We start from the raw sequence: 20366 nt of genomic DNA on the forward strand, positions 1-20366 counted from the left end.
CCCCTTAGGGGAAGACACTATTTTCAGCCCTTGCGGTTTTGGCGATTGGCGATCAGGTCATCAACGACGGCCGGGTCGGCAAGCGTTGAGGTGTCGCCGAGCGCGCCAAAATCATCTTCTGCGATCTTGCGCAGGATGCGGCGCATGATCTTGCCGGAACGGGTCTTCGGCAGGCCCGGCGCAAACTGTATCTTGTCTGGCGTGGCGATCGGGCCGATCTCCTTGCGCACATGCTTGACCAGCTCGGCGCGCAAATCGTCGCTACCCTCGAGTCCGGACATGAGCGTTACATAGCAATATATGCCTTGGCCTTTGAGGTCGTGCGGATAGCCGACCACGGCCGCTTCCGAGACCGTATCATGGGAGACAAGCGCGGACTCTACCTCGGCCGTTCCCATGCGATGCCCCGAGACGTTGAGAACGTCATCGACGCGCCCGGTGATCCAATAGTAGCTATCCTTGTCCCGCCGGCAGCCATCGCCGGTAAAGTACTTGCCCTTATAGGTGGAGAAATAGGTTTCGATGAAGCGCTTGTGATCGCCATAGACCGTGCGCATCTGCCCCGGCCAGGAGTCCGTGATGCAGAGGTTGCCATCGGCCGCGCCTTCGAGCACGTCACCCTCATTATCGACCAGTTGCGGTTGCACGCCAAAGAACGGCCTTGTGGCCGAGCCCGGCTTGAGCGGCGTTGCGCCGGGCAGCGGCGTGATGAGGATGCCGCCGGTTTCCGTCTGCCACCAGGTATCGACGACAGGACTGCGCTTGTCGCCCACCACCTGATAATACCATTCCCAGGCTTCCGGATTGATCGGCTCTCCAACCGAGCCGAGGATGCGCAGCGATTTGCGCGATGTCTTCTTGACCGGTTCGTCACCGGCGCTCATCAGCGCGCGGATAGCGGTGGGGGCGGTGTAGAAGATGTTGACCTTGTGCTTGTCGATGACTTCCCAGAACCGCGATACCGAAGGGTAGTTGGGCACGCCCTCGAACATCAGCGTCGTCGCGCCGTTGGCGAGCGGACCGTAGACAATGTAGGAATGGCCGGTTACCCAGCCCACATCGGCGGTGCACCAGTAGATGTCGCCGTCATGGTAGTCGAAGACATATTCGTGCGTCATCGAGGCATAGACCAGGTAGCCGCCGGTCGTGTGCAGCACGCCCTTGGGCTTGCCGGTCGAGCCAGAGGTGTAAAGGATGAAAAGCGGATCCTCAGCCTTCATCTTTTCAGGTTTGCATTCCGCCTTAACGCTGGCAATCTCATCGTGATACCAGAGGTCGCGATTGCTGGCCCAGCCGGTCTTGCCGCCGGTCCGGCGTACGACGAGTACGTTCTTCACCATGACGTGGTGGCGCGCCGCAATGTCGATCGCCTTATCGGTATTTTCCTTAAGAGGCACCGGCTTGCCGCCGCGCATGCCCTCATCGGCCGTGATCACGAATGTGGATTCGCAGTCGACGATACGGCCAGCGAGCGCATCCGGGGAGAAGCCGCCGAAGACGACGGAGTGGATCGCGCCGATGCGCGCGCAGGCCAGCATCGCATAGGACGCTTCCGGGATCATCGGCATGTAGATCGTCACCCGGTCGCCCTTCTTGACGCCGTGTTTCTTCAGGACATTGGCAAGGCGGCAGACCTGCTCGTAAAGCTCATTATAGGTGATCTTCTTGTCGAGATAGGGATTGTCGCCTTCCCAGATGATCGCGACCTGATTGCCGCGCTTTTTGAGGTGGCGGTCGATGCAGTTATAGGAAACGTTGGTAACGCCATCCTCGAACCATTTGATCGAAACCTTGCCCTCGAACGAGGTGTTCTTGACCTTGGTGAAGGGCTTGAACCAGTCGATGCGCTTTCCGTGCTTGGCCCAGAACTTTTCGGGGTCCTTGATGCTCTGCTTGTACCAGCTGAGATAGGTATCATTGTCGATGAGCGCGTTTTTCTTCGCGCTTGCCAGCACCGGATAAACCTTCTCGGACATCAATTTCCTCCAGAATCTTAAATATCGGGCCTCCACCCGGATACCTCCCCGGGCGGGAGGCGCACAGGTTCATTACCACCAAGCAAATCAATGCGTAAATATCAGAGTTGGCCCTGAGGCAATGGCGTTCGGTCGCATTCTGTAGCGGCCAATATCGTTTTCGGTCGCGTTTTATCGCGAAATCGGTCCATTTTGACCACATTTCGGCTTATAGGGTCGCTGCCTTGACTTGGGGAGGACAAACTATCAGCGCCAAAGAATTGTTGTTTCCGGCGCCGCACCAAGGATCGAGGAATGCGAATAACTGTCTTGCGCAGCGTTGCGTCACGCGCAAAATTCACATGGTTCACCCTAGCCGCTTTGAGCATTGCCATTCCGGCAGGCGCCGGCACGCTCCCCGCGCCATCCAATCCGCAGGACCGTATCGGCGCAAAGCTTTTCGGCGAGGAGCATGCGCATTTGCTCAAGGATTCGGTATTCGACAAGATCAGTCCGCTGGTATTGGCGGCCATGCCGCGCGGCAAGGCCTATATCAACTACAAGGCGCCGTCGAAATGCGTTCCCGAAAGGCTGAAGAACGTGCTGAGCCGCGTTTCCGCCAAGTATGGGCCGATCACGGTGAACTCGACCGTGCGCACACGCACGCGCAACAATCGCGTTGGCGGCAAGGACCAATCCTACCACCTGAGCTGTCAGGCGGTGGATTTCCGGGTCCACGGCGGCTCGTCCGGCCTCATGAGTCATCTGTCGTCCAGCGGTGACGTCGGCGGGTTGAAACGCTATCCGGCCGGCTATTATCACATCGATACCGGACCGCGCCGCAGCTGGTAATTACCGAGTTCCGAAAATCGCGGAACCGACCCTGACTGATGTCGCGCCGAAGCCGATGGCGAGTTCGTAGTCACCGGACATGCCCATGGAAAGCTTGTCGACTCCGGCCTGCCGGGCGATCTTTTCAAGCAGGGCAAAGTGCGGGCCGGGATTCTCATCGGCCGGCGGAATGCACATCAGGCCCTCGATCTGGAGGCCGCGAACTTCGCGGCAATGCTTGACAAATGCTACCGCCTCTTTTGGATCTATGCCCGCCTTCTGCGGTTCAGAACCGGTGTTCACCTGGACATAGAGTTTGGGAAAGCGGTTTTGCTTTTGCATTTCCTTGGCAAGGGCCTCGGCGATCTTTTCGCGGTCGACCGTCTCGATCACGTCGAAAAGCGCCACCGCCTGCTCGGCCTTGTTGGATTGGAGCGGCCCGATCAGGTGGAGTTCGATATCCAGAAATTCACCGCGCAGGGCCGGCCACTTCGCTTGCGCCTCCTGGACGCGGTTTTCGCCAAAGACGCGCTGACCGGATTCGAGCACGGGACGGATTGCTTCCTCGCCGAAGGTTTTCGACACGGCGACAAGCGTGACGGCGTCTTCCGGGCGACCCGCTTCCGCTTCAGCCTTGTGAATAGCGTCCCTGACGGCAAAAAGTTGATCGACGGCATTGGGCATTGGCTGGTTCAGTCCTATTTATCGCCTGACGGCCCGATTTCACGGGCTCCTTCAGCTTCAAGTGGTTGACGGTCCCACCAATCCATGGTGAAGGTCCCCGCATCACTATCCTTTGCAAGAGAATCCCGTTCATGGCAACCGAACGCTATAATCCCCGTGTAGCCGAGAAGCATTGGCAGAGAGTTTGGAACGACGCCAAGCTCTTCGAGACGAACAATGACGATCCTCGCGATCCTTACTACGTCCTCGAAATGTTTCCGTACCCCTCGGGCCGCATCCATATGGGCCATGTGCGCAACTATGCGATGGGCGATGTCGTTGCACGTTACAAGCGGGCCAAGGGATTCAATGTGCTGCATCCAATGGGCTGGGATGCTTTCGGCATGCCGGCCGAAAACGCCGCCATGCAGAACAAGGTTCATCCGAAGACCTGGACCTACCAGAACATCGCGACGATGCGCGATCAGCTCAAGTCCATGGGCCTCTCGCTTGACTGGTCGCGGGAGTTCGCCACCTGCGATGTCGAATATTATCACCGCCAGCAGATGCTGTTCCTCGATTTCGTCGAGAAGGGCCTGGTGACGCGCAAGTCGTCCAAGGTCAACTGGGACCCTGAGGACATGACGGTCCTTGCCAACGAGCAGGTCATCGACGGTCGCGGCTGGCGCTCCGGCGCTCTTGTCGAGCAGCGTGAGCTGACACAGTGGTTCTTCAAGATCACCGACTTCAACGAGGAACTGCTGGGCGCCCTCGATGGCCTCGACCAGTGGCCGGAAAAGGTGCGCCTGATGCAGCGCAACTGGATCGGCAAGTCTGAGGGCATGCTGATCCGCTGGGCGTTGGACAAGCAGTCGCACGTCGAAGGCGAGAGCGAGGTCGAGGTCTACACGACGCGGCCCGATACGCTGTTCGGCGCGTCCTTCATTGCCATTGCCGCCGACCATCCGCTGGCGAAGAAAGCCGCCGAAAACAATGCGGCGCTGGCGCAGTTCAACGAGGAATGCCGCCATGCGGGCACCTCGGTCGTTGCGCTCGAAACCGCCGAGAAGAAGGGCTTCGACACCGGCTTGCGCGTCACGCATCCGTTCGATCCGGAATGGAAGCTGCCGGTCTACGTCGCGAATTTCGTCTTGATGGACTATGGCACCGGCGCGATCTTCGGTTGTCCGTCCGGTGACCAGCGCGACCTCGACTTTGCCAACAAGTATGGCCTGCCGGTCGTGCCGGTGGTTATGCCGATGGACGCCGACGCGGCCACGTTCCAGATCACCGAAACCGCCTATGTCGATGACGGCGTCATGATCAATTCGCGCTTCCTTGACGGGATGTCGCCGGCCGAAGCTTTCGACGAGGTGGCGCGGCGGTTGGAAAAGCAGACGGTCGGCAACCGCCCGCAGGGCGAGCGCAAGATCAATTTCCGCCTGCGCGACTGGGGTATTTCCCGGCAGCGTTACTGGGGTTGTCCGATCCCGATGATCCATTGCGATGATTGTGGCGTTGTCCCGGTGCCGAAGGCCGACCTGCCGGTCAAGCTGCCGGACGACGTCGAATTCGACCGGCCGGGCAATCCGCTCGATCGTCATCCGACCTGGCGGCACGTCAACTGCCCGCAATGCGGCAAGCCCGCACGACGCGAGACCGACACGATGGATACCTTCGTCGACTCGTCATGGTATTTCGCGCGCTTCACCGCTCCTTGGGCCGAGGAGCCGACCGAGCCCAAGGTCGCGAATCACTGGCTGCCCGTCGATCAGTATATTGGCGGCATCGAGCACGCGATCCTGCACCTGCTCTATTCGCGTTTCTTCACACGGGCCATGAAGGTGGCCGGTCATCTCGATATCAGTGAACCGTTCAAGGGCATGTTCACGCAAGGCATGGTCGTCCACGAGACCTACAAGGGCAAGGACGGCTGGGTCACGCCAGCTGACGTTCGGGTCGAAGAGACGGATGGCGCGCGCCGCGCAACGCTGATTGCTACAGGCGAAGAGGTCGAGATAGGCTCGATCGAGAAGATGTCGAAATCGAAGAAAAACGTGGTCGATCCGGATGACATCATCGCTTCCTACGGCGCGGATACCGCGCGCTGGTTCATGCTGTCGGATTCGCCACCGGAACGCGATGTGATCTGGACTGAATCCGGCGTCGAGGGAGCGCATCGCTTCGTTCAGCGCGTCTGGCGCCTGATTTCGGAAGCGGCCGAGACGTTGAAGACGGTCGATGCCGCAGCCGGGACCGAGGGCGAGGCTTTGGCGATTTCGAAAGCGGCGCACCGGACTGTCAAGGCTGTCGGAGAAGATATCGAGAAGCTGAACTTCAACAAGGCCGTCGCGCGCCTTTACGAGCTCGTCAACACCTTGGCGCCTTATCTGCAGAAGGTGGCGGCGGGCGAGGCTGACATGGTGACGATCGCAGCAAGCCGCGAAGCGACGACCATGTTGATTGCAATGATCGCGCCGATGATGCCGCACCTTGCCGAGGAGTGCTGGAAGGCACTCGGCGGCGCAGATCTTGTGGCTCATCAACCGTGGCCGTCATACAACGAGACGTTGATCGTCGAGAACGATGTGACCATGCCGGTTCAGATCAATGGCAAGAAGCGCGGCGATTTGACAATTGCCCGCGATGCGGATCAATTGGCGGTCGAAAAGGCCACCCTCGCGCTTGATTTCGTCAAGGCCGCGCTGAATGGCAATTCACCGAAGAAGGTCATTATCGTACCGCAGAGGATCATCAATGTCGTTGCCTGATCGTTTTCAGCCGGGTTCCGTCGTCAAGCGGCTGCTTCCCTTCTGCGTTCTCGGCTTGGCATTGATTGCAGGCGGTTGCCAGGTGCGGCCGCTCTACTCCGATCCCGGTCCGGTCGGCAGCACGGCCGCCGGCGTCTCGGGCAGCGTCCGCTCCCGGCTCGCGACCGTGTCGGTCAATCCGGCGGGCGATCGCGTCACCCAGGAAGTACGCAACAACCTGATCTTCCTCTTCGGTGGCGGTGCGGGCGAGCCGACGCATGTCGCCTATACGCTCCAACTCGCCATTGCATCCCAGAACATTTCGCTGGCGCTGATCCAGAATGCGACCAATGATAAATCGGGCCAGCCGACCGCAGGCTCCATTCGCATGACTGGCAACTACGTTCTGACGCGCGTGTCGGACGGTCAGGTCATCGGCCGCGGCAGCCGTCTTGTAAATGCAGGTTATGATGCGCCAAGACAGCAGTTTGCCGTTCAGCGAGCTTATCGCGATGCTTATAATCGTGCGGCGGCGGAAGTTGCGCAGGCGATTCAGCTCAGCGTTGCCCAGGATCTGACGAAGAACCAATAGTCATACTGCGCATGACCTCGCTCGGCGACGGCCGGGCGTACCGTTCATGATTCCTGCCCCTAGCCGGATGCGCGCCGCGCAGGAGCACAAGAAAACGCCCGCCGGTCTTGCAACAGGCGGGCGTCATTGAACAAGGCGACCTGATCAGGCGATCGACTGGCCCGTCTTCTTCCAATCGGCAAGGAAAGTCTCAAGGCCCTTGTCGGTCAGCGGGTGCTTGACCAATGCCTTCAGAGTTGCTGGCGGAACCGTCGCGACGTCGGCACCGATCAGAGCCGCTTCCTTGACATGGTTCACGGTGCGGATCGAGGCGGCCAGGATCTGCGTCTGGTAATCGTAATTGTCGTAGATGGTTCGGATCTCGGAAATCAGTTCCATTCCATTGATGCCGGTATCGTCGATGCGGCCAATGAATGGGGAGATGAACGTGGCGCCGGCCTTGGCGGCAAGAAGTGCCTGGTTGGCGGAGAAGCACAGCGTCACATTGACGAGATGGCCATCGGAGCGCAGGGCCTTGCAGGCCTTGAGGCCATCGAGGGTGAGCGGGACCTTGATGCAGATGTTGTCGGCGATGCGGGAGAGCACTGCGGCCTCCTTCATCATCTGCTCATACTCGGTTGCCGCGACCTCGGCGGATACCGGGCCGTTGACGATGCTGCAAATTTCCTTGGTCACTTCGATGATGCTGCCACCGGACTTGAGGATCAGCGAAGGATTGGTGGTTACGCCATCGAGCAATCCGAGATCGTTGAGCTCGCGGATTTCCTTCACGTCGGCGGTATCGACAAAGAATTTCATGGGAACATTCCTTCCTGATATGCGGGTGTCTAAATGAGAGATCAATTCTATCTCCCGGAAAGTGACTTTTCTTTATCCGAAAGGCGCGCCAAGGTCACGTATATATGAGTCAGGATTCGTTCATCCCGCAAAAAACCGTTCCCGTGCTTGTGCCGATGCCGGCAGAGCGGCCCTACAGCTATGCCGTCCCGGACGGAATGGACGTCAGGGCCGGGTCAATCGTCCGGGTGCCGCTCGGTCCGCGCGAAGTTGCGGGCATTGTCACGGACGGCACGACTGACAGCATCGACGCGAAGAAACTGCGGCCCATATCCGAGCTCTTCGATTGTCCGCCTGTGGACGACGGCATGCTGCGCTTCATGCGCTGGGCCGCCGATTATACGCTGTCGCCACCCGGCATGGTGGCGCGCATGGTACTGCGCGTGCCCGCAGCTTTCGATCCCGAGCCGCCGGTGCCGGGCTTGCGCTTTGCCGGCCGTGAACCTGACCGCATGACCGGGGCCCGGGCCCGCGTGCTCGAGCTTGCCGAAGGCGGCATGGCATGGACGCGCACGGGGCTTGCCCACGCGGCAGGCGTCTCCGCAACCGTAGTCGACGGTCTGGTGGCGCAAGGCGTATTCGAACAGGTCATGATCCCGGCGCGCCCCGTCGTTGCCGCTCCCGATGTAGACTATGCCAAGGCGTCGCTTTCGGGCGATCAAAGCGAGGCGGCGGACCAACTCGTTGAAGCCGTGGCGTCCGCAAGTTTCTCGGTGTCGCTGCTTGACGGTGTGACCGGCTCCGGCAAGACCGAAGTCTATTTCGAGGCGGTGGCCAAAGCCATCGATCAGGGCAAGCAGGTCCTGATCCTGCTTCCGGAAATTGCGCTGACGCAGCAGTTTCTCGATCGCTTCCATGATCGCTTCGGCACCAAGCCGGCGGAGTGGCATTCCGATCTTGCGCCGCGCATGCGCGAGCGGGTCTGGCGACAGGTCATGGAGGGCCAGGTGCGTGTCGTTGCCGGCGCGCGGTCAGCGTTGTTCCTGCCATTCCAGGAACTTGGGCTGATCGTCGTCGACGAGGAGCACGATCCTGCCTACAAGCAGGAAGATCGCGTCTGCTACAATGCCCGCGACATGGCGGTGGTGCGCGGCCATATCGGCGCCTTCCCGGTCGTACTTGCATCGGCCACGCCGTCGATCGAAAGCCAGGTCAACGCCAATCAGGGTCGGTACAAACGCATCCGCCTTTCCGGGCGCTATGCCGAGGCGGCAATGCCGGATCTGAAGTCCATCGACATGCGCAGGTCGCCACCACGACCGGGCGGGTTTCTCTCGCCCGCGCTCGTTGAAGCGGTAAATCAGACATTGCAGCGCAAGGAACAGTCGCTGCTCTTCCTCAACCGGCGAGGCTATGCACCGTTGACGCTGTGCCGGGTGTGCGGCCACCGCTTCCAGTGCCCGGATTGTTCGAGCTGGCTGGTCGAGCACCGCTTTCGCGGCCAACTCGTTTGCCACCAATGCGGACACCATGAGGCGCGCCCGGAAGCCTGTCCCTCCTGCGGAACGCTCGATCACCTCGTCGCCTGCGGGCCGGGCGTCGAGCGGATCGCCGAGGAAGTGGAGAAGACCTTTCCGGACGCCCGCATCATCGTGCTGTCGTCCGATCTCATGGGCGTCAAGCGCCTGCGGCTTGAGCTCGACGCGATAGCCAAGGGTGAGGCGGACATCGTCATCGGCACGCAGCTCGTTGCCAAGGGTCACAATTTCCCGAACATGACCCTGGTCGGCGTCGTCGATGCCGATCTCGGGCTCGCCAATGGCGACCCGCGCGCCGCCGAGCGCACGTTCCAGCTATTGAGCCAGGTGACAGGCCGTGCCGGACGCACGGGCAAGAAAAGCCTTGGCCTTCTGCAGACCTACCAGCCGGATCATCCGGTGATGCGAGCCATCGTTTCGGGCGATGCGAAAGCCTTTTACGAGCGGGAGATCGAAGAGCGCGAGCGCTCGAGCCTGCCGCCCTTCGGCCGGCTCGGCTCACTGATCATTTCTGCAGCGACGCGCCAGGAAGCGGAGACGCATGCGCGGGCCTTGCGCCGGGCAGCACCGGCATCGGATCAGATCAGCGTCCTCGGACCGGCGGAGGCGTCGCTTGCCCTTGTGCGCGGGCGGCATCGGTTCCGTCTCCTCGTCCACGGCACACGCAAGTCGGATATTCAGGGCTTCATCCGCGTCATGCTGGCGGATGGGCCAAAAGAACGGGGATCGACGCGGGTGCAGGTTGATATCGATCCGCAAAGCTTTCTATAAGATCTGCATCGCGGTTAACGCTTCGGCGGAAGGGGCAGGGGATCATGGAACTCTATTGGCCGGCAAGTCAGGGCGAATGGATGGCATGGCTGTCGGCGGCCATCACCGTCGTCTTCGGGCTGGTCCTGTTCTTTGCGCCGCGCGTTGCCATGAGGATAATGCGCTTGCAGACGAAGCCGGAACGCCCCGAGGCGCTTTCCGAAATCCGTGCGACATTCGCCGGATTCTACCTCGGACTTGGACTTAGCGCCCTTGTATTTGCACAACCTTTTCTCTGGATCGCGCTCGGCGTTTCATGGGGCTTCACGGTCTTCGGCCGGCTGATTTCGATGATGTCCGACGGCGGCAACAAGCCGTACAACTGGGCCTGGGTCGTCATCGAACTGCTGCTTGCGGCGGGTCCGCTTCTATTTGCCTTCGGCTTTGTCGCCTGAGCCGCCGAGCATTAGTGGAATTGGTTACTCATAATTATCCGAAGCTGCGGCGATTCTGCCTCCTCATTTAGCGGATTCGCGTGTTGCGAGTCCTGTCTTCCTATGCTAGACGGCATTCAAATCACGTCTAAGGCAGCTTCAGGGCTTCACCCAAGGCGGTAAAAAAATCAATAATGCCAAAGATTTGACCGAAAACTTCCTTCCGGTTTCCTGATTTTTGGCTTCAAACCAGAGAGCTTGTCGTTCGTGGCAGAAACTACGTCGCTCATTTCCGGTGTTGCCCAGCGTTACGCGGGTTCGTTGTTCGAACTTGCGCTGGAAGCGAATTCGCTTGCCGAGGTCGAAAAGAATCTCGATCGCTTCGAGGCTCTGGTCAATGGCAGTCCCGATCTGAAGCGCCTGGTAGCAAGCCCGGTATTCTCGTCCGGCGATCAGGTGCGCGCGATCTCCGCGATCCTGGCCGAGGCCAAGATCGGCGGGCTGGTCGGCAATTTCTTGCGCGTCGCCGCGCAAAATCGCCGCCTCTTCGCCGTACCATCCATGATCCAGTCGTTCCGCCAGATTGCCGCCGCCCATCGCGGTGAAATCGCAGCGGACGTTACTTCCGCGCATGCCCTTACGGCAGCGCAGGAAAATGAATTGAAGGCCACGCTGAAAAGCGTCGCCGGCAAGGACGTGACAATCAATGTCACCGTTGATCCGTCGATCCTCGGAGGCCTCGTCGTCAAGATGGGGTCGCGCCAGATCGACACTTCACTTCGCACAAAACTTTCTTCGCTTAAGCTTGCACTGAAAGAGGTCGGCTGATGGACATCCGCGCCGCGGAAATTTCCGCAATCCTGAAAAAGCAAATCGAGAATTTCGGCCAGGAGGCAGAAGTCTCCGAAGTCGGCCAGGTTCTGTCCGTCGGTGACGGTATCGCCCGCGTCTATGGTCTGGACAATGTTCAGGCCGGTGAGATGGTCGAGTTCCCGGGCGGCACCCGTGGCATGGCCCTGAACCTTGAAAGCGACAATGTCGGCGTCGTTATTTTCGGCTCCGATCGTGACATCAAGGAAGGCGACACCGTCAAGCGTACCGGCGCCATCGTTGACGTTCCCGTCGGCAAGGAATTGCTCGGCCGCGTTGTTGACGCGCTCGGCAATCCGATCGACGGCAAGGGTCCGATCAAGGCGACGCAGCGTTCCCGCGTCGACGTCAAGGCGCCGGGCATCATCCCGCGCAAATCGGTGCATGAGCCGATGTCGACCGGCCTCAAGGCCATCGACGCACTCATCCCGGTTGGTCGCGGCCAGCGCGAGCTCGTCATCGGCGACCGCCAGACCGGCAAGACCGCGATCATTCTCGACACGTTCCTTAATCAGAAGCCGGCTCACGATGCCGGCAATGAGACGGACAAGCTCTATTGCGTCTATGTCGCCATCGGGCAGAAGCGTTCGACCGTTGCGCAGTTCGTGAAGATCCTCGAAGAGCGTGGCGCTCTCGAATATTCGATCGTCGTTGCTGCAACTGCCTCCGATCCGGCACCGATGCAGTACCTCGCTCCATTTGCGGGCTGCACGATGGGCGAATATTTCCGCGACAATGGCATGCACGCGCTGATCGGCTATGACGATCTGTCGAAGCAGGCCGTCGCCTACCGCCAGATGTCGCTGCTGCTGCGCCGCCCGCCGGGCCGCGAAGCTTATCCCGGCGACGTTTTCTATCTCCATTCCCGCCTGCTCGAGCGTTCGGCCAAGCTCAATGACGAAAACGGTGCCGGTTCGCTGACCGCGCTCCCCGTCATCGAGACCCAGGCGAACGACGTTTCGGCCTATATTCCGACCAACGTGATCTCGATCACCGACGGCCAGATCTTCCTGGAAACGAACCTCTTCTACCAGGGTATCCGCCCGGCCGTTAACGTCGGCCTCTCGGTTTCCCGCGTTGGTTCGGCCGCACAGATCAAGGCGATGAAGCAAGTTGCAGGTTCGATCAAGGGTGAGCTTGCGCAGTACCGCGAAATGGCGGCGTTCGCGCAGTTCGGCTCCGACCTCGATGCTTCGACGCAGCGCCTTCTCAACCGCGGTGCACGCCTGACCGAACTCCTGAAGCAGCCGCAATTCTCGCCGCTGAAGACGGAAGAGCAGGTTGCGGTGATCTTTGCCGGCGTCAATGGCTATCTCGACAAGCTTGCCGTCAATCAGGTCGGCAAGTTCGAGCACGGCCTCCTCACCTGGCTGCGTACCGAGAACAAGGACATTCTCGAGACGATCGCCAAGGAGAAGCAGATCAGCGACGACACCAAGGGCAAGCTCAAGGCAGCAGTCGATGCCTTTGCCAAGTCTTTCGCTTAAACTTCATTGACGGGATGAACGGATGCCTTCGTTAAAGGATCTGAGAAACCGGATCGCCTCGGTCAAGGCGACGCAGAAGATCACCAAGGCGATGCAGATGGTCGCCGCGGCGAAGCTGCGTCGTGCGCAGGACGCTGCGTTGGCGGCTCGCCCCTACTCGCAGCGCATGGCTGCGGTGCTGGCGAACATCGCCTCCAACGTCGACGGTGCCGATGCGCCGGTGCTGATGAGCGGAACCGGCAAGGACGATGTGCATCTGCTCGTCGTGTGCACTTCCGAACGCGGCCTTTGTGGTGGCTTCAATGCGCAGATCGTGCGTCTGGCGCGCGATCATGCCCGCCGGCTGATCGCCGACGGAAAGACCGTCAAGATCCTGACGGTCGGCAAGAAGGGCGCTGACATTCTGCGCCGTGATCTCGGTCGCCATATCATCGACCACGTCGATCTTCGCGAAGTGAAGCAGGTCGGCTTTGCCAATGCCGATGCAATCGGCCACAAGATCATCGCGCTCTACAACGAGGGCGGCTTCGATGTGGCAACGCTGTTCTATTCGGAATTCAAGTCGGTGATCGCGCAGATCCCGACCGCCCAGCAGCTCATACCGGCCAACTCCATCAGCGAAGTTGAACCGGAAAGCGCAGGCGACGCAGTCTACGAATATGAGCCGGATCCGGCATCCATTCTGGGTGACCTCATTCCGCGCAATATTTCCGTCCAGGTTTTCCGCGCTCTCCTTGAAAACGCGGCGTCGGAGCAGGGTGCGCGCATGTCCGCCATGGACAATGCAACCCGCAATGCCGGCGACATGATCAACAAGCTGACGATGTCGTACAACCGCCAGCGTCAGGCCCAGATCACCAAGGAACTGATCGAAATCATTTCGGGCGCGGAAGCGCTCTAATCGCGAAGGTAAGGATCGATGGCAAAAGCAGCGACCCCGAAGACACCCGCAGCCAAGCCGGCTGCGTCAGCAGCTAAGCCCGCAAAGGCAGCTGCACCAAAGGCGGCGGCCGCAAAGGCGGAAGCCGCTGCGAAGCCCGCAGCAAAGACAGCTGCTCCCAAGGCCGCCGCACCGAAGGCGACGCTGAAGGCCAGCGGCGCAGCTGGCCGCGTCAGCCAGGTCATTGGCGCCGTCGTCGACGTTGCGTTTGAAGATGGCAACCTGCCATTGATTCTCAACGCGCTCGAAACCGACAACCTTGGCAACCGCCTGGTTCTCGAAGTGGCGCAGCACCTCGGCGAAAACACCGTTCGCACGATCGCCATGGACTCGACCGAAGGTCTCGTCCGCGGCCAGCCGGTCTATGACACCGGTTCGCCGATCATGGTTCCCGTCGGCGACGAGACGCTCGGCCGTATCATGAACGTCATCGGCGAGCCCGTCGATGAGGCAGGTCCCATCAACACCAAGGTGACCCGCGCCATCCACCAGTCGGCACCGGAATATGTCGAGCAGTCGACCGAAGCCCAGATCCTCGTGACGGGCATCAAGGTAGTCGATCTCCTCGCTCCCTATGCTCGCGGCGGCAAGATCGGCCTCTTCGGCGGTGCAGGCGTCGGCAAGACCGTTCTCATCATGGAACTGATCAACAACGTCGCCAAGGCGCACGGTGGTTATTCGGTGTTCGCCGGTGTTGGCGAGCGTACGCGTGAAGGCAACGACCTTTACCACGAAATGATCGAATCCGGCGTGAACAAGGAAGGCGGCGGTGCCGGCTCCAAGGCCGCGCTGGTCTATGGCCAGATGAACGAGCCGCCAGGTGCGCGCGCCCGCGTTGCCCTTTCGGGCCTGACGGTGGCCGAGCATTTCCGCGACCAGGGCCAGGACGTTCTGTTCTTCGTGGACAACATCTTCCGCTTCACCCAGGCGGGTTCTGAAGTGTCGGCCCTGCTCGGACGTATCCCGTCCGCCGTGGGTTACCAGCCGACGCTTGCGACCGACATGGGCGCGATGCAGGAACGCATTACCACGACCCATAAGGGCTCGATCACGTCGGTTCAGGCGATTTACGTCCCCGCCGACGATTTGACCGATCCGGCGCCGGCAACATCCTTCGCCCACCTTGACGCGACGACGGTTCTTAACCGCGCCATCTCGGAAAAGGGTATCTACCCGGCCGTGGATCCGCTCGACTCGACATCGCGCATGCTCGATCCGATCATCGTCGGCGAAGAGCACTACCAGACTGCTCGTCAGGTTCAGTCGATCCTGCAGCGCTACAAGTCGCTCCAGGACATCATCGCCATCCTTGGCATGGACGAACTTTCCGAAGACGACAAGTTGGTTGTTGCCCGCGCCCGCAAGATCGAGCGCTTCCTGTCGCAGCCGTTCTTCGTTGCTGAAGTCTTCACCGGTTCGCCGGGCAAGCTGGTCGATCTCGCCGACACGATCAAGGGCTTCAAGGGCCTTTGCAACGGCGACTACGATCACCTGCCGGAAGCTGCCTTCTATATGGTTGGCTCGATCGATGAAGCCATCGAGAAGGCACAGCGCCTGGCAGCGGAAGCTGCCTGATCCAGAGACTGATGGCGGGCTCCGGCCCGCCCTTGTCCATCTCGATCAAGACCACGGGAATTGAGTGAATATCATGGCAGAAGCCTTCCAGTTCGAACTCGTATCGCCAGAGCGCCTGCTCCTCTCGGAACAGGTCATTGAAGTCGTGGTTCCGGGCACGGAAGGCTACATGACGGTCATGGCGCACCATGCGCCGCTGATGGCAACCGTGAAGCCCGGCGTTGTCACCGTAAAGATGGCGGACGGCAAGCCGGACAGCTATGTTGTCTTCGGCGGTTTCGTTGATGTGACGCCCGATGGATGCACCCTCCTCGCGGAGTCGGCGGTGCACGTCACCGATATAAAGGCCGATGAATTGCAGCGCCGGATCAAGGACGCGAAGGAAGATTTCGAGGATGCGACGACGCGCGAAGAACGCGCCCGCCTGGAAGATCTTCTGGGCCAGCTGACGACGCTCGAGGAAGCCATCAAAGCCGCCTGAGGCGGTATCCGCTTCGATTTGTAAGTGTAGAAGCGGGCCAAGTGCCCGCTTTTTCTTTAGGGATCCTAGGCTGCCAGATGCCGGAATGCGGCAACGACCTCTTCATAGACCTTACGCTTGAAAGGCACGATGAGATCGGGCAATTGCGTCATGGGTTTCCAGGCCCATTCATCGAATTCGGCGGTATGGCCACCCGGAGGCGGGTTGATGGCGATTTCGCTTGGGTCACCTTCAAAGCGGTAGGCGAACCACTTCTGCGTCTGCCCGCGGTATTTGCCCTTGAGCGCGATGCCGACGAGATGCGGCGGCAGCTCGTAATTGATCCAGTTTGGCGCTTCCGCCAGCAATGAAACGCTCTTCATGCCGGTTTCTTCGTAGAGTTCGCGCAGGGCAGCGGGCTCCGGGTCCTCGCCCTTGTCGATGCCGCCTTGCGGCATCTGCCAGAGTTGCGTTGCACCATCCATTTCATCGCCCGGTATCATGATGCGATGGCCAGCCCAGACGAGGCCCTCCTTGTTGAGAACCATGATGCCGACACAGGGCCGGTAAGGCAGGGATTGTGGATCGACCGGCTTCTTGCTCATGGCGAAATCTCCAAATGCTTGCTGCCGCCCTGCTAGCCGTTTTGGGGATCGCGGACAAGGGCCGAGATGGGAACGATTTCGATGCCACGTGCCTTCGCTTCATTGACCCATGAGGTTACCGCCTCAACCGTGACATCAAAGGCAGAACCGGTGGCGATGGCGCTGCCCTTGGCACGGGCGATGCGCTCGAGTTCATCGAGCTTTTTCAAGATGCTGCCACGATCCTGCGACGCATCGATAAGGACATCGGATGCCGCGAAGGGCGCGCCCTGCTGTCCTGCGATCGCGTCAGCCGTACTGCGTGCAGACGTACCATCATCGAGGTAAAGCAGGCCGCGCCTCGCCACATCCTGGATGACAGGCGTCATGGCGTTGGCGTCGGCGGTGAAGCGAGCGCCCATATAGTTCATAACGCCGGTATAATTGGTAATACGCCCCATCGTCTTGTGCAGGTTTTCAAGCGTCGCCGGCGCCGCTGCATCCACCGTCAGCGTGTTGCGGCCGGGATTGACGCGCGGATAGTCGAAGGGTTCGAGCGGGATCTGCATCAGGATTTCATGGCCGTCCTGGCGGGCCGCCTGCATCCACCGGCCGAGGCTGTTGCCCTCTGGAGAGAAGGCCAAAGTCACCTCACCGGGCAATGCGCGAATGGCATTCTGCGAACCGGTCTGCGAAAGCCCAAGCCCGCCGATCACGATTGCGACACGCGCGCCGCGTGCACCAGACCAGGGCCGGGCATAGACGTCGAGCGGACGCCTGCCGTCAGGCGCGATAGTCGGGAGAGGGCCTTGCGGCGACTGCTCGATCAAGTCCTGTTCGGGAATGTGTGCCGTGCGCGGGTCCTGCGTGCGCTTGTTTGGATCGCCGACCACGATCACCTTCGGCCCTCCTTCGGGAGAGATGACCTTGCCGGAAAGATTGTTCGCAGTCTGCGGCGGCGCAGGAGCAGCACTTGGCGGGGCGGGCGGCGGAGGTACCTCAGCGACCTGCGGCTTCTCGGGTTCCGGCGCGGGATTGCGGAAGCCCTGATGGCTGGTGAACGAAATCAGGGAAGATAGTCCGACGATACAGGTGGCTACCAAAAGAGGCGGTAGCCAGCGTCCTGGTGTTAGATTGCCGGATTGTCTTGGCCGTTTGCTGTTTTTTCCCAGCGGCCGGTTGAGGTCGACGTTCACGCGTGAGGGCCGGAGAGATGGAGGAAAGAGAGGAAATATTGGCGGTGAGAATATGGGGCCAGACTGCTTGCTGATCGCCTGGCCCCATATGTCGTCATACTAGTTTGGCACGCCCTTCTTGGGGTCGGCCGGGAAGGCCGCATTGGCCTGTTCGCCGCGCAGGAGCTTCAGCGCCTGGATCAACTGAAGGTCATCCTTCGGATCCGGCGGCACATAGGCGATGGAGCCCGAACCTTCGGCATCTTCCTGCACGCCCTTGATATGGCCCTTGAGATCGGATTCACCGCGGGTGATATCCTGGCCCTTGAGTTCATCGGGCAGCGGCTGCTCGACGGCGATATCGGGAACGATGCCCTTGCCCTGGATCGACTTGCCGGCCGGCGTGTAATACAGCGCCGTCGTCAAGCGAAGCGCGCCATTTTCGCCGAGCGGGATGATAGTCTGGACCGAACCCTTGCCGAACGAGCGGGTGCCGAGCACGGTGCCGCGACGGTGATCCTGCAACGCACCGGCGACGATCTCGGACGCGCTTGCCGAACCGCCGTTGATGAGAACGATCAGCGGCTTGCCGTTGGTGAGATCGCCCGGGCGGGCATCGAACCGGGTGATATCCTGTGGATCGCGGCCACGGGTCGAGACCACCTCGCCCTTGTCGAGGAAGGCATCGGAGACCGCGACAGCCTGATCGAGCAGGCCGCCTGGGTTGAGGCGCAGGTCGAGGACGAAGCCCTTCAGCTTGTCGTTCGGAACCTTGCTCTGGATGTCCTTGATCGCCTTCTGCAAGTCATCAAAGGTCTGCTCGGTGAACGAGATGACGCGGACATAGCCGACATCGTTCTCAACGCGGTACTTGACCGCCTTCACCTTGACCACGTCGCGGACGATCGTGAGCTTGATCGGCTTATCGGCGCCCTGGCGGATGAGGGTCAGTTCGATAGGCGTGTTCACTTCGCCGCGCATCTTGTCGACCGCGTCGGTCAGCGTCAGGCCGCGAACATCAGTACCGTCAATCTGCGAGATATAATCGCCGGCAAGAACGCCAGCCTTGGCGGCCGGGGTGTCCTCGATGGGGGCGATAACCTTTACGAGTTCGTTCTCCATGGTGACCTCGATGCCGAGGCCGCCGAATTCGCCCTTGGTCTGAACGCGCATGTCCTGCGCCTGCTCGGCATTCATGTATGATGAATGCGGATCAAGCGAGGTCAGCATGCCGTTGATGGCGCTTTCGACGAGCTTCTTGTCATCCGGCGGAGTGACATATTGGGCGCGTACACGCTCGAAGATATCACCAAAAATTGAAAGCTGTTTGTAGGTGTCGGTGCCCGCAGCTTCTGCAGCGGTTGTGGGCAGAGCACCCTGCACAACGACCATCGCTGTTGCACCCATCAGTGCGCCAGCCATGAGAAGCGTTAGCCTACGTATCATTTGCGGTCCTTCCAGCAAGCCGATCCGCCCACCAGGGGGCGGGATTAATAGGTTTTGTATCCTTTCGGAACTCAATGTAAAGCATTGGAGCTCCATTTCCCATCGGAACGGGTGCCGTACTGGCAACTAGTTGCTCGTTCATCACACCGACCGGCTCTCCCGCCAGAACAAACTGATTTTGGGAGACATTGATTTTCTTCATGCCCGCCAAGACGACATGATATCCATTCCCGGCATCAAGTATCAAGAGCTGACCATAGGAACGAAATGCGCCGGCATAAAGGACGACAGCGTCCATCGGCGCCGTTATGGTCGCCCCCGGGAGGGTCTCGAGCGTGTCACCTTGCAGGACGCCGCCAAGGCCATCGTCATCGCCAAAATGCTTAACAAGTTTCCCCGCTGCTGGCAGGGCCAGATGGCTTTTTAAAGACGCAAAGTTGACCTGGGCCGAAAGGCGGTTCTGGTTGGCGGCAAAATCGTCGGCGCGCTGCTGGCTTGCCTGGAGCTTCTGCTGTTCCTGGGCGCTGGCGGCGCTGGCGGCTTTCTGGACCTCCTGCATGTCCTTTTCAAGCGAGGCAATGAGATCGCGCAGCGATGTCGCGCGCTTCGCCAGTTCCTCCGACCTTGCCTGTTCGGCCATGCGTGTTTCTTCGGACGTCGTCTGCAACTTCTGCTTTTCCGCCAGCAGAAGGTCGAGCCGCTTCTTTTCCTCGGCCTGGCTTGAAAGAGCAGCTGTCAGGCGCGTCTGCTCTTCCGCAATCGAGTTTTTCACCCGGTCGAGTTCTTTCAGGTCGGCGATAAGGACTTCGGTCTGCTGGCGCATTTCCGGGACAACAGCGCCAAGCAGGACGGCGCTTCGAACCGAGGCGAGGGCATCATCGGGACGAACGAGCAGGGCTGGCGGGGGGCTGAGGCCCATGCGCTGGAGTGCTGCAAGCACTTCCGCCAGCGCGCCACGCCGCTGTCTCAATGAGGTGCGCACGCTGTCTTCCTGACCGCGCAGATCGGCCAGCTTGTTGGTGAAGCCCGCTATGTCCTGTGTCAGCTTCTTCTCGGTTTGCGCTGACTGAATCAACGCCGCGGTGATTGTCGTCTGGTCCTTCTTCAGCCCGGCAATTTCATTGTCGAGGGCCGTGACGCGTTCCGAGGAAAGCGAGATCTGGCTGGTGAGATCCTCAAGCTCCTTGAGCGACTGAAGCCGCCGCGCGTCGAGCGACTCGGCGGCCGGCGACGTCGGAGCTGGCGGGGTCTCCTGGCCGCGGGCAGGCGCGGTGCAGCAGAGCGCGAAGGCAAAAAGCGCCGAACACGTCAGGCCAAGCCTGCGCGGGTGGAAAACTGCCTTTGATGCCTCAAAAATCATTCTCGGACCGGAACATGCGTATGGTTTGTTCCCGACTCTAGGGAGACTTCGATTAATGAAGTATTAACCATAAACCAGCCGCGTCGAAAGCTGCGCATTTTGTAGCAAAAAAGGCATGGCGGAATTGCGGCGATGCGCCGGCGTCGGCGGGGCCGGCATAGAAGAAGTCACGTAACCGC

The 20366-nt window shown here is 60.3% G+C and carries 17 protein-coding genes; 10 read left to right on the forward strand and 7 right to left on the reverse strand.

All coding sequences use genetic code 11. The features are described from left to right. Positions 1 to 23 precede the first annotated feature (23 nt). Positions 24 to 1976 carry an acetate--CoA ligase gene (gene acs / locus BM074_RS07815; RefSeq protein ID WP_091920927.1) on the reverse strand — a complete coding sequence of 651 codons (1953 nt, stop codon included), beginning with the start codon at positions 1974 to 1976 and terminating at the stop codon, positions 24 to 26. A 294-nt stretch (positions 1977 to 2270) separates the two neighbouring features. On the opposite strand from acs, the gene BM074_RS07820 reads away from it, so the two are divergent. Further along, the gene (locus BM074_RS07820) at positions 2271 to 2807 is read left to right on the forward strand and encodes a YcbK family protein (RefSeq protein WP_091920929.1); all 537 of its coding nucleotides are present in this window, start codon (positions 2271 to 2273) and stop codon (positions 2805 to 2807) included. On the opposite strand, the gene BM074_RS07825 is transcribed toward BM074_RS07820, so the two are convergent. Then, entirely contained in the window at positions 2808 to 3470 is a 663-nt protein-coding gene (locus BM074_RS07825; RefSeq protein WP_091920931.1) for a YggS family pyridoxal phosphate-dependent enzyme, read from the reverse strand. It lies immediately after the preceding gene. Between the two features lie 131 nt (positions 3471 to 3601). Here BM074_RS07825 and leuS point away from each other — a divergent pair, with 131 nt between their 5' ends. Continuing rightward, complete coding sequence (gene leuS, locus BM074_RS07830; protein ID WP_091920933.1) at positions 3602 to 6220, forward strand: leucine--tRNA ligase; 2619 nt, start codon at positions 3602 to 3604, stop codon at positions 6218 to 6220. Then, positions 6207 to 6791: an LPS assembly lipoprotein LptE gene (gene lptE / locus BM074_RS07835; RefSeq protein WP_027231076.1), complete on the forward strand. Its 585-nt coding sequence runs from the start codon at positions 6207 to 6209 to the stop codon at positions 6789 to 6791. The genes leuS and lptE overlap by 14 nt, the downstream gene beginning before the upstream one ends. Positions 6792 to 6935: 144 nt before the next feature. Here the strand turns inward: lptE and fsa are convergent, their stop codons facing one another. Next, positions 6936 to 7589 carry a fructose-6-phosphate aldolase gene (gene fsa / locus BM074_RS07840; protein WP_027231077.1) on the reverse strand — a complete coding sequence of 218 codons (654 nt, stop codon included), beginning with the start codon at positions 7587 to 7589 and terminating at the stop codon, positions 6936 to 6938. A gap of 104 nt (positions 7590 to 7693) precedes the next feature. Between fsa and BM074_RS07845 the strand changes: the two genes are divergently transcribed. The 7 genes from BM074_RS07845 (at position 7694) to BM074_RS07875 (ending at position 15643) form a co-directional block, all read left to right on the forward strand. Next, positions 7694 to 9877, forward strand: coding sequence for a primosomal protein N' (locus tag BM074_RS07845; protein ID WP_091920935.1), 2184 nt, complete (start codon positions 7694 to 7696; stop codon positions 9875 to 9877). Between the two features lie 44 nt (positions 9878 to 9921). After that, positions 9922 to 10311 carry an AGROH133_08824 family phage infection protein gene (locus BM074_RS07850; protein WP_091920936.1) on the forward strand — a complete coding sequence of 130 codons (390 nt, stop codon included), beginning with the start codon at positions 9922 to 9924 and terminating at the stop codon, positions 10309 to 10311. Between the two features lie 246 nt (positions 10312 to 10557). Continuing rightward, positions 10558 to 11118 carry a F0F1 ATP synthase subunit delta gene (locus tag BM074_RS07855; protein ID WP_027231080.1) on the forward strand — a complete coding sequence of 187 codons (561 nt, stop codon included), beginning with the start codon at positions 10558 to 10560 and terminating at the stop codon, positions 11116 to 11118. Further along, the gene (gene atpA, locus BM074_RS07860; RefSeq protein WP_027231081.1) at positions 11118 to 12647 is read left to right on the forward strand and encodes a F0F1 ATP synthase subunit alpha; all 1530 of its coding nucleotides are present in this window, start codon (positions 11118 to 11120) and stop codon (positions 12645 to 12647) included. Before BM074_RS07855 ends, atpA begins: the two co-directional genes overlap by 1 nt. 22 nt (positions 12648 to 12669) lie before the next feature. Beyond that, a complete protein-coding gene (locus tag BM074_RS07865) occupies positions 12670 to 13548 on the forward strand; it encodes a F0F1 ATP synthase subunit gamma (RefSeq protein WP_027231082.1) in 879 nt (292 codons plus the stop codon). A gap of 18 nt (positions 13549 to 13566) precedes the next feature. Then, positions 13567 to 15162, forward strand: coding sequence for a F0F1 ATP synthase subunit beta (atpD, locus tag BM074_RS07870; protein WP_027231083.1), 1596 nt, complete (start codon positions 13567 to 13569; stop codon positions 15160 to 15162). Between the two features lie 73 nt (positions 15163 to 15235). Next, the gene (locus BM074_RS07875) at positions 15236 to 15643 is read left to right on the forward strand and encodes a F0F1 ATP synthase subunit epsilon (RefSeq protein ID WP_027231084.1); all 408 of its coding nucleotides are present in this window, start codon (positions 15236 to 15238) and stop codon (positions 15641 to 15643) included. A 65-nt stretch (positions 15644 to 15708) separates the two neighbouring features. Here BM074_RS07875 and BM074_RS07880 read toward each other — a convergent pair whose 3' ends face one another. The 4 genes from BM074_RS07880 to BM074_RS07895 form a co-directional block, all read right to left on the reverse strand. Next, on the reverse strand, positions 15709 to 16227 hold the full coding sequence (locus tag BM074_RS07880) for an RNA pyrophosphohydrolase (protein ID WP_091920938.1): 519 nt from the start codon (positions 16225 to 16227) through the stop codon (positions 15709 to 15711). 32 nt (positions 16228 to 16259) lie between these two features. Then, a complete protein-coding gene (locus BM074_RS07885) occupies positions 16260 to 17309 on the reverse strand; it encodes a divergent polysaccharide deacetylase family protein (RefSeq protein ID WP_244532749.1) in 1050 nt (349 codons plus the stop codon). Positions 17310 to 17501: 192 nt separating this feature from the next. Beyond that, the gene (locus tag BM074_RS07890) at positions 17502 to 18827 is read right to left on the reverse strand and encodes a S41 family peptidase (RefSeq protein ID WP_027231087.1); all 1326 of its coding nucleotides are present in this window, start codon (positions 18825 to 18827) and stop codon (positions 17502 to 17504) included. Next, the gene (locus tag BM074_RS07895; RefSeq protein ID WP_027231088.1) at positions 18817 to 20187 is read right to left on the reverse strand and encodes a murein hydrolase activator EnvC family protein; all 1371 of its coding nucleotides are present in this window, start codon (positions 20185 to 20187) and stop codon (positions 18817 to 18819) included. Before BM074_RS07895 ends, BM074_RS07890 begins: the two co-directional genes overlap by 11 nt. Between the last annotated feature and the right edge of the window lie 179 nt (positions 20188 to 20366).

It is taken from the genome of Phyllobacterium sp. CL33Tsu (genome assembly GCF_900113985.1).
Lineage (GTDB): Bacteria > Pseudomonadota > Alphaproteobacteria > Rhizobiales > Rhizobiaceae > Phyllobacterium > Phyllobacterium pellucidum.

Coding starts and splice junctions, on each gene's coding strand:
- BM074_RS07865 (WP_027231082.1), top strand. CDS start 12,670: ATGCCTTCGTTAAAGGATCTGAGAAACCGGATCGCCTCGGTCAAGGCG.
- lptE (WP_027231076.1), top strand. CDS start 6,207: ATGTCGTTGCCTGATCGTTTTCAGCCGGGTTCCGTCGTCAAGCGGCTG.
- BM074_RS07875 (WP_027231084.1), top strand. CDS start 15,236: ATGGCAGAAGCCTTCCAGTTCGAACTCGTATCGCCAGAGCGCCTGCTC.
- fsa (WP_027231077.1), bottom strand. CDS start 7,589: ATGAAATTCTTTGTCGATACCGCCGACGTGAAGGAAATCCGCGAGCTC.
- BM074_RS07820 (WP_091920929.1), top strand. CDS start 2,271: ATGCGAATAACTGTCTTGCGCAGCGTTGCGTCACGCGCAAAATTCACA.
- BM074_RS07825 (WP_091920931.1), bottom strand. CDS start 3,470: ATGCCCAATGCCGTCGATCAACTTTTTGCCGTCAGGGACGCTATTCAC.
- atpD (WP_027231083.1), top strand. CDS start 13,567: ATGGCAAAAGCAGCGACCCCGAAGACACCCGCAGCCAAGCCGGCTGCG.
- BM074_RS07890 (WP_027231087.1), bottom strand. CDS start 18,827: ATGATACGTAGGCTAACGCTTCTCATGGCTGGCGCACTGATGGGTGCA.
- BM074_RS07845 (WP_091920935.1), top strand. CDS start 7,694: ATGAGTCAGGATTCGTTCATCCCGCAAAAAACCGTTCCCGTGCTTGTG.
- BM074_RS07850 (WP_091920936.1), top strand. CDS start 9,922: ATGGAACTCTATTGGCCGGCAAGTCAGGGCGAATGGATGGCATGGCTG.
- BM074_RS07880 (WP_091920938.1), bottom strand. CDS start 16,227: ATGAGCAAGAAGCCGGTCGATCCACAATCCCTGCCTTACCGGCCCTGT.
- acs (WP_091920927.1), bottom strand. CDS start 1,976: ATGTCCGAGAAGGTTTATCCGGTGCTGGCAAGCGCGAAGAAAAACGCG.
- atpA (WP_027231081.1), top strand. CDS start 11,118: ATGGACATCCGCGCCGCGGAAATTTCCGCAATCCTGAAAAAGCAAATC.
- BM074_RS07895 (WP_027231088.1), bottom strand. CDS start 20,187: ATGATTTTTGAGGCATCAAAGGCAGTTTTCCACCCGCGCAGGCTTGGC.
- leuS (WP_091920933.1), top strand. CDS start 3,602: ATGGCAACCGAACGCTATAATCCCCGTGTAGCCGAGAAGCATTGGCAG.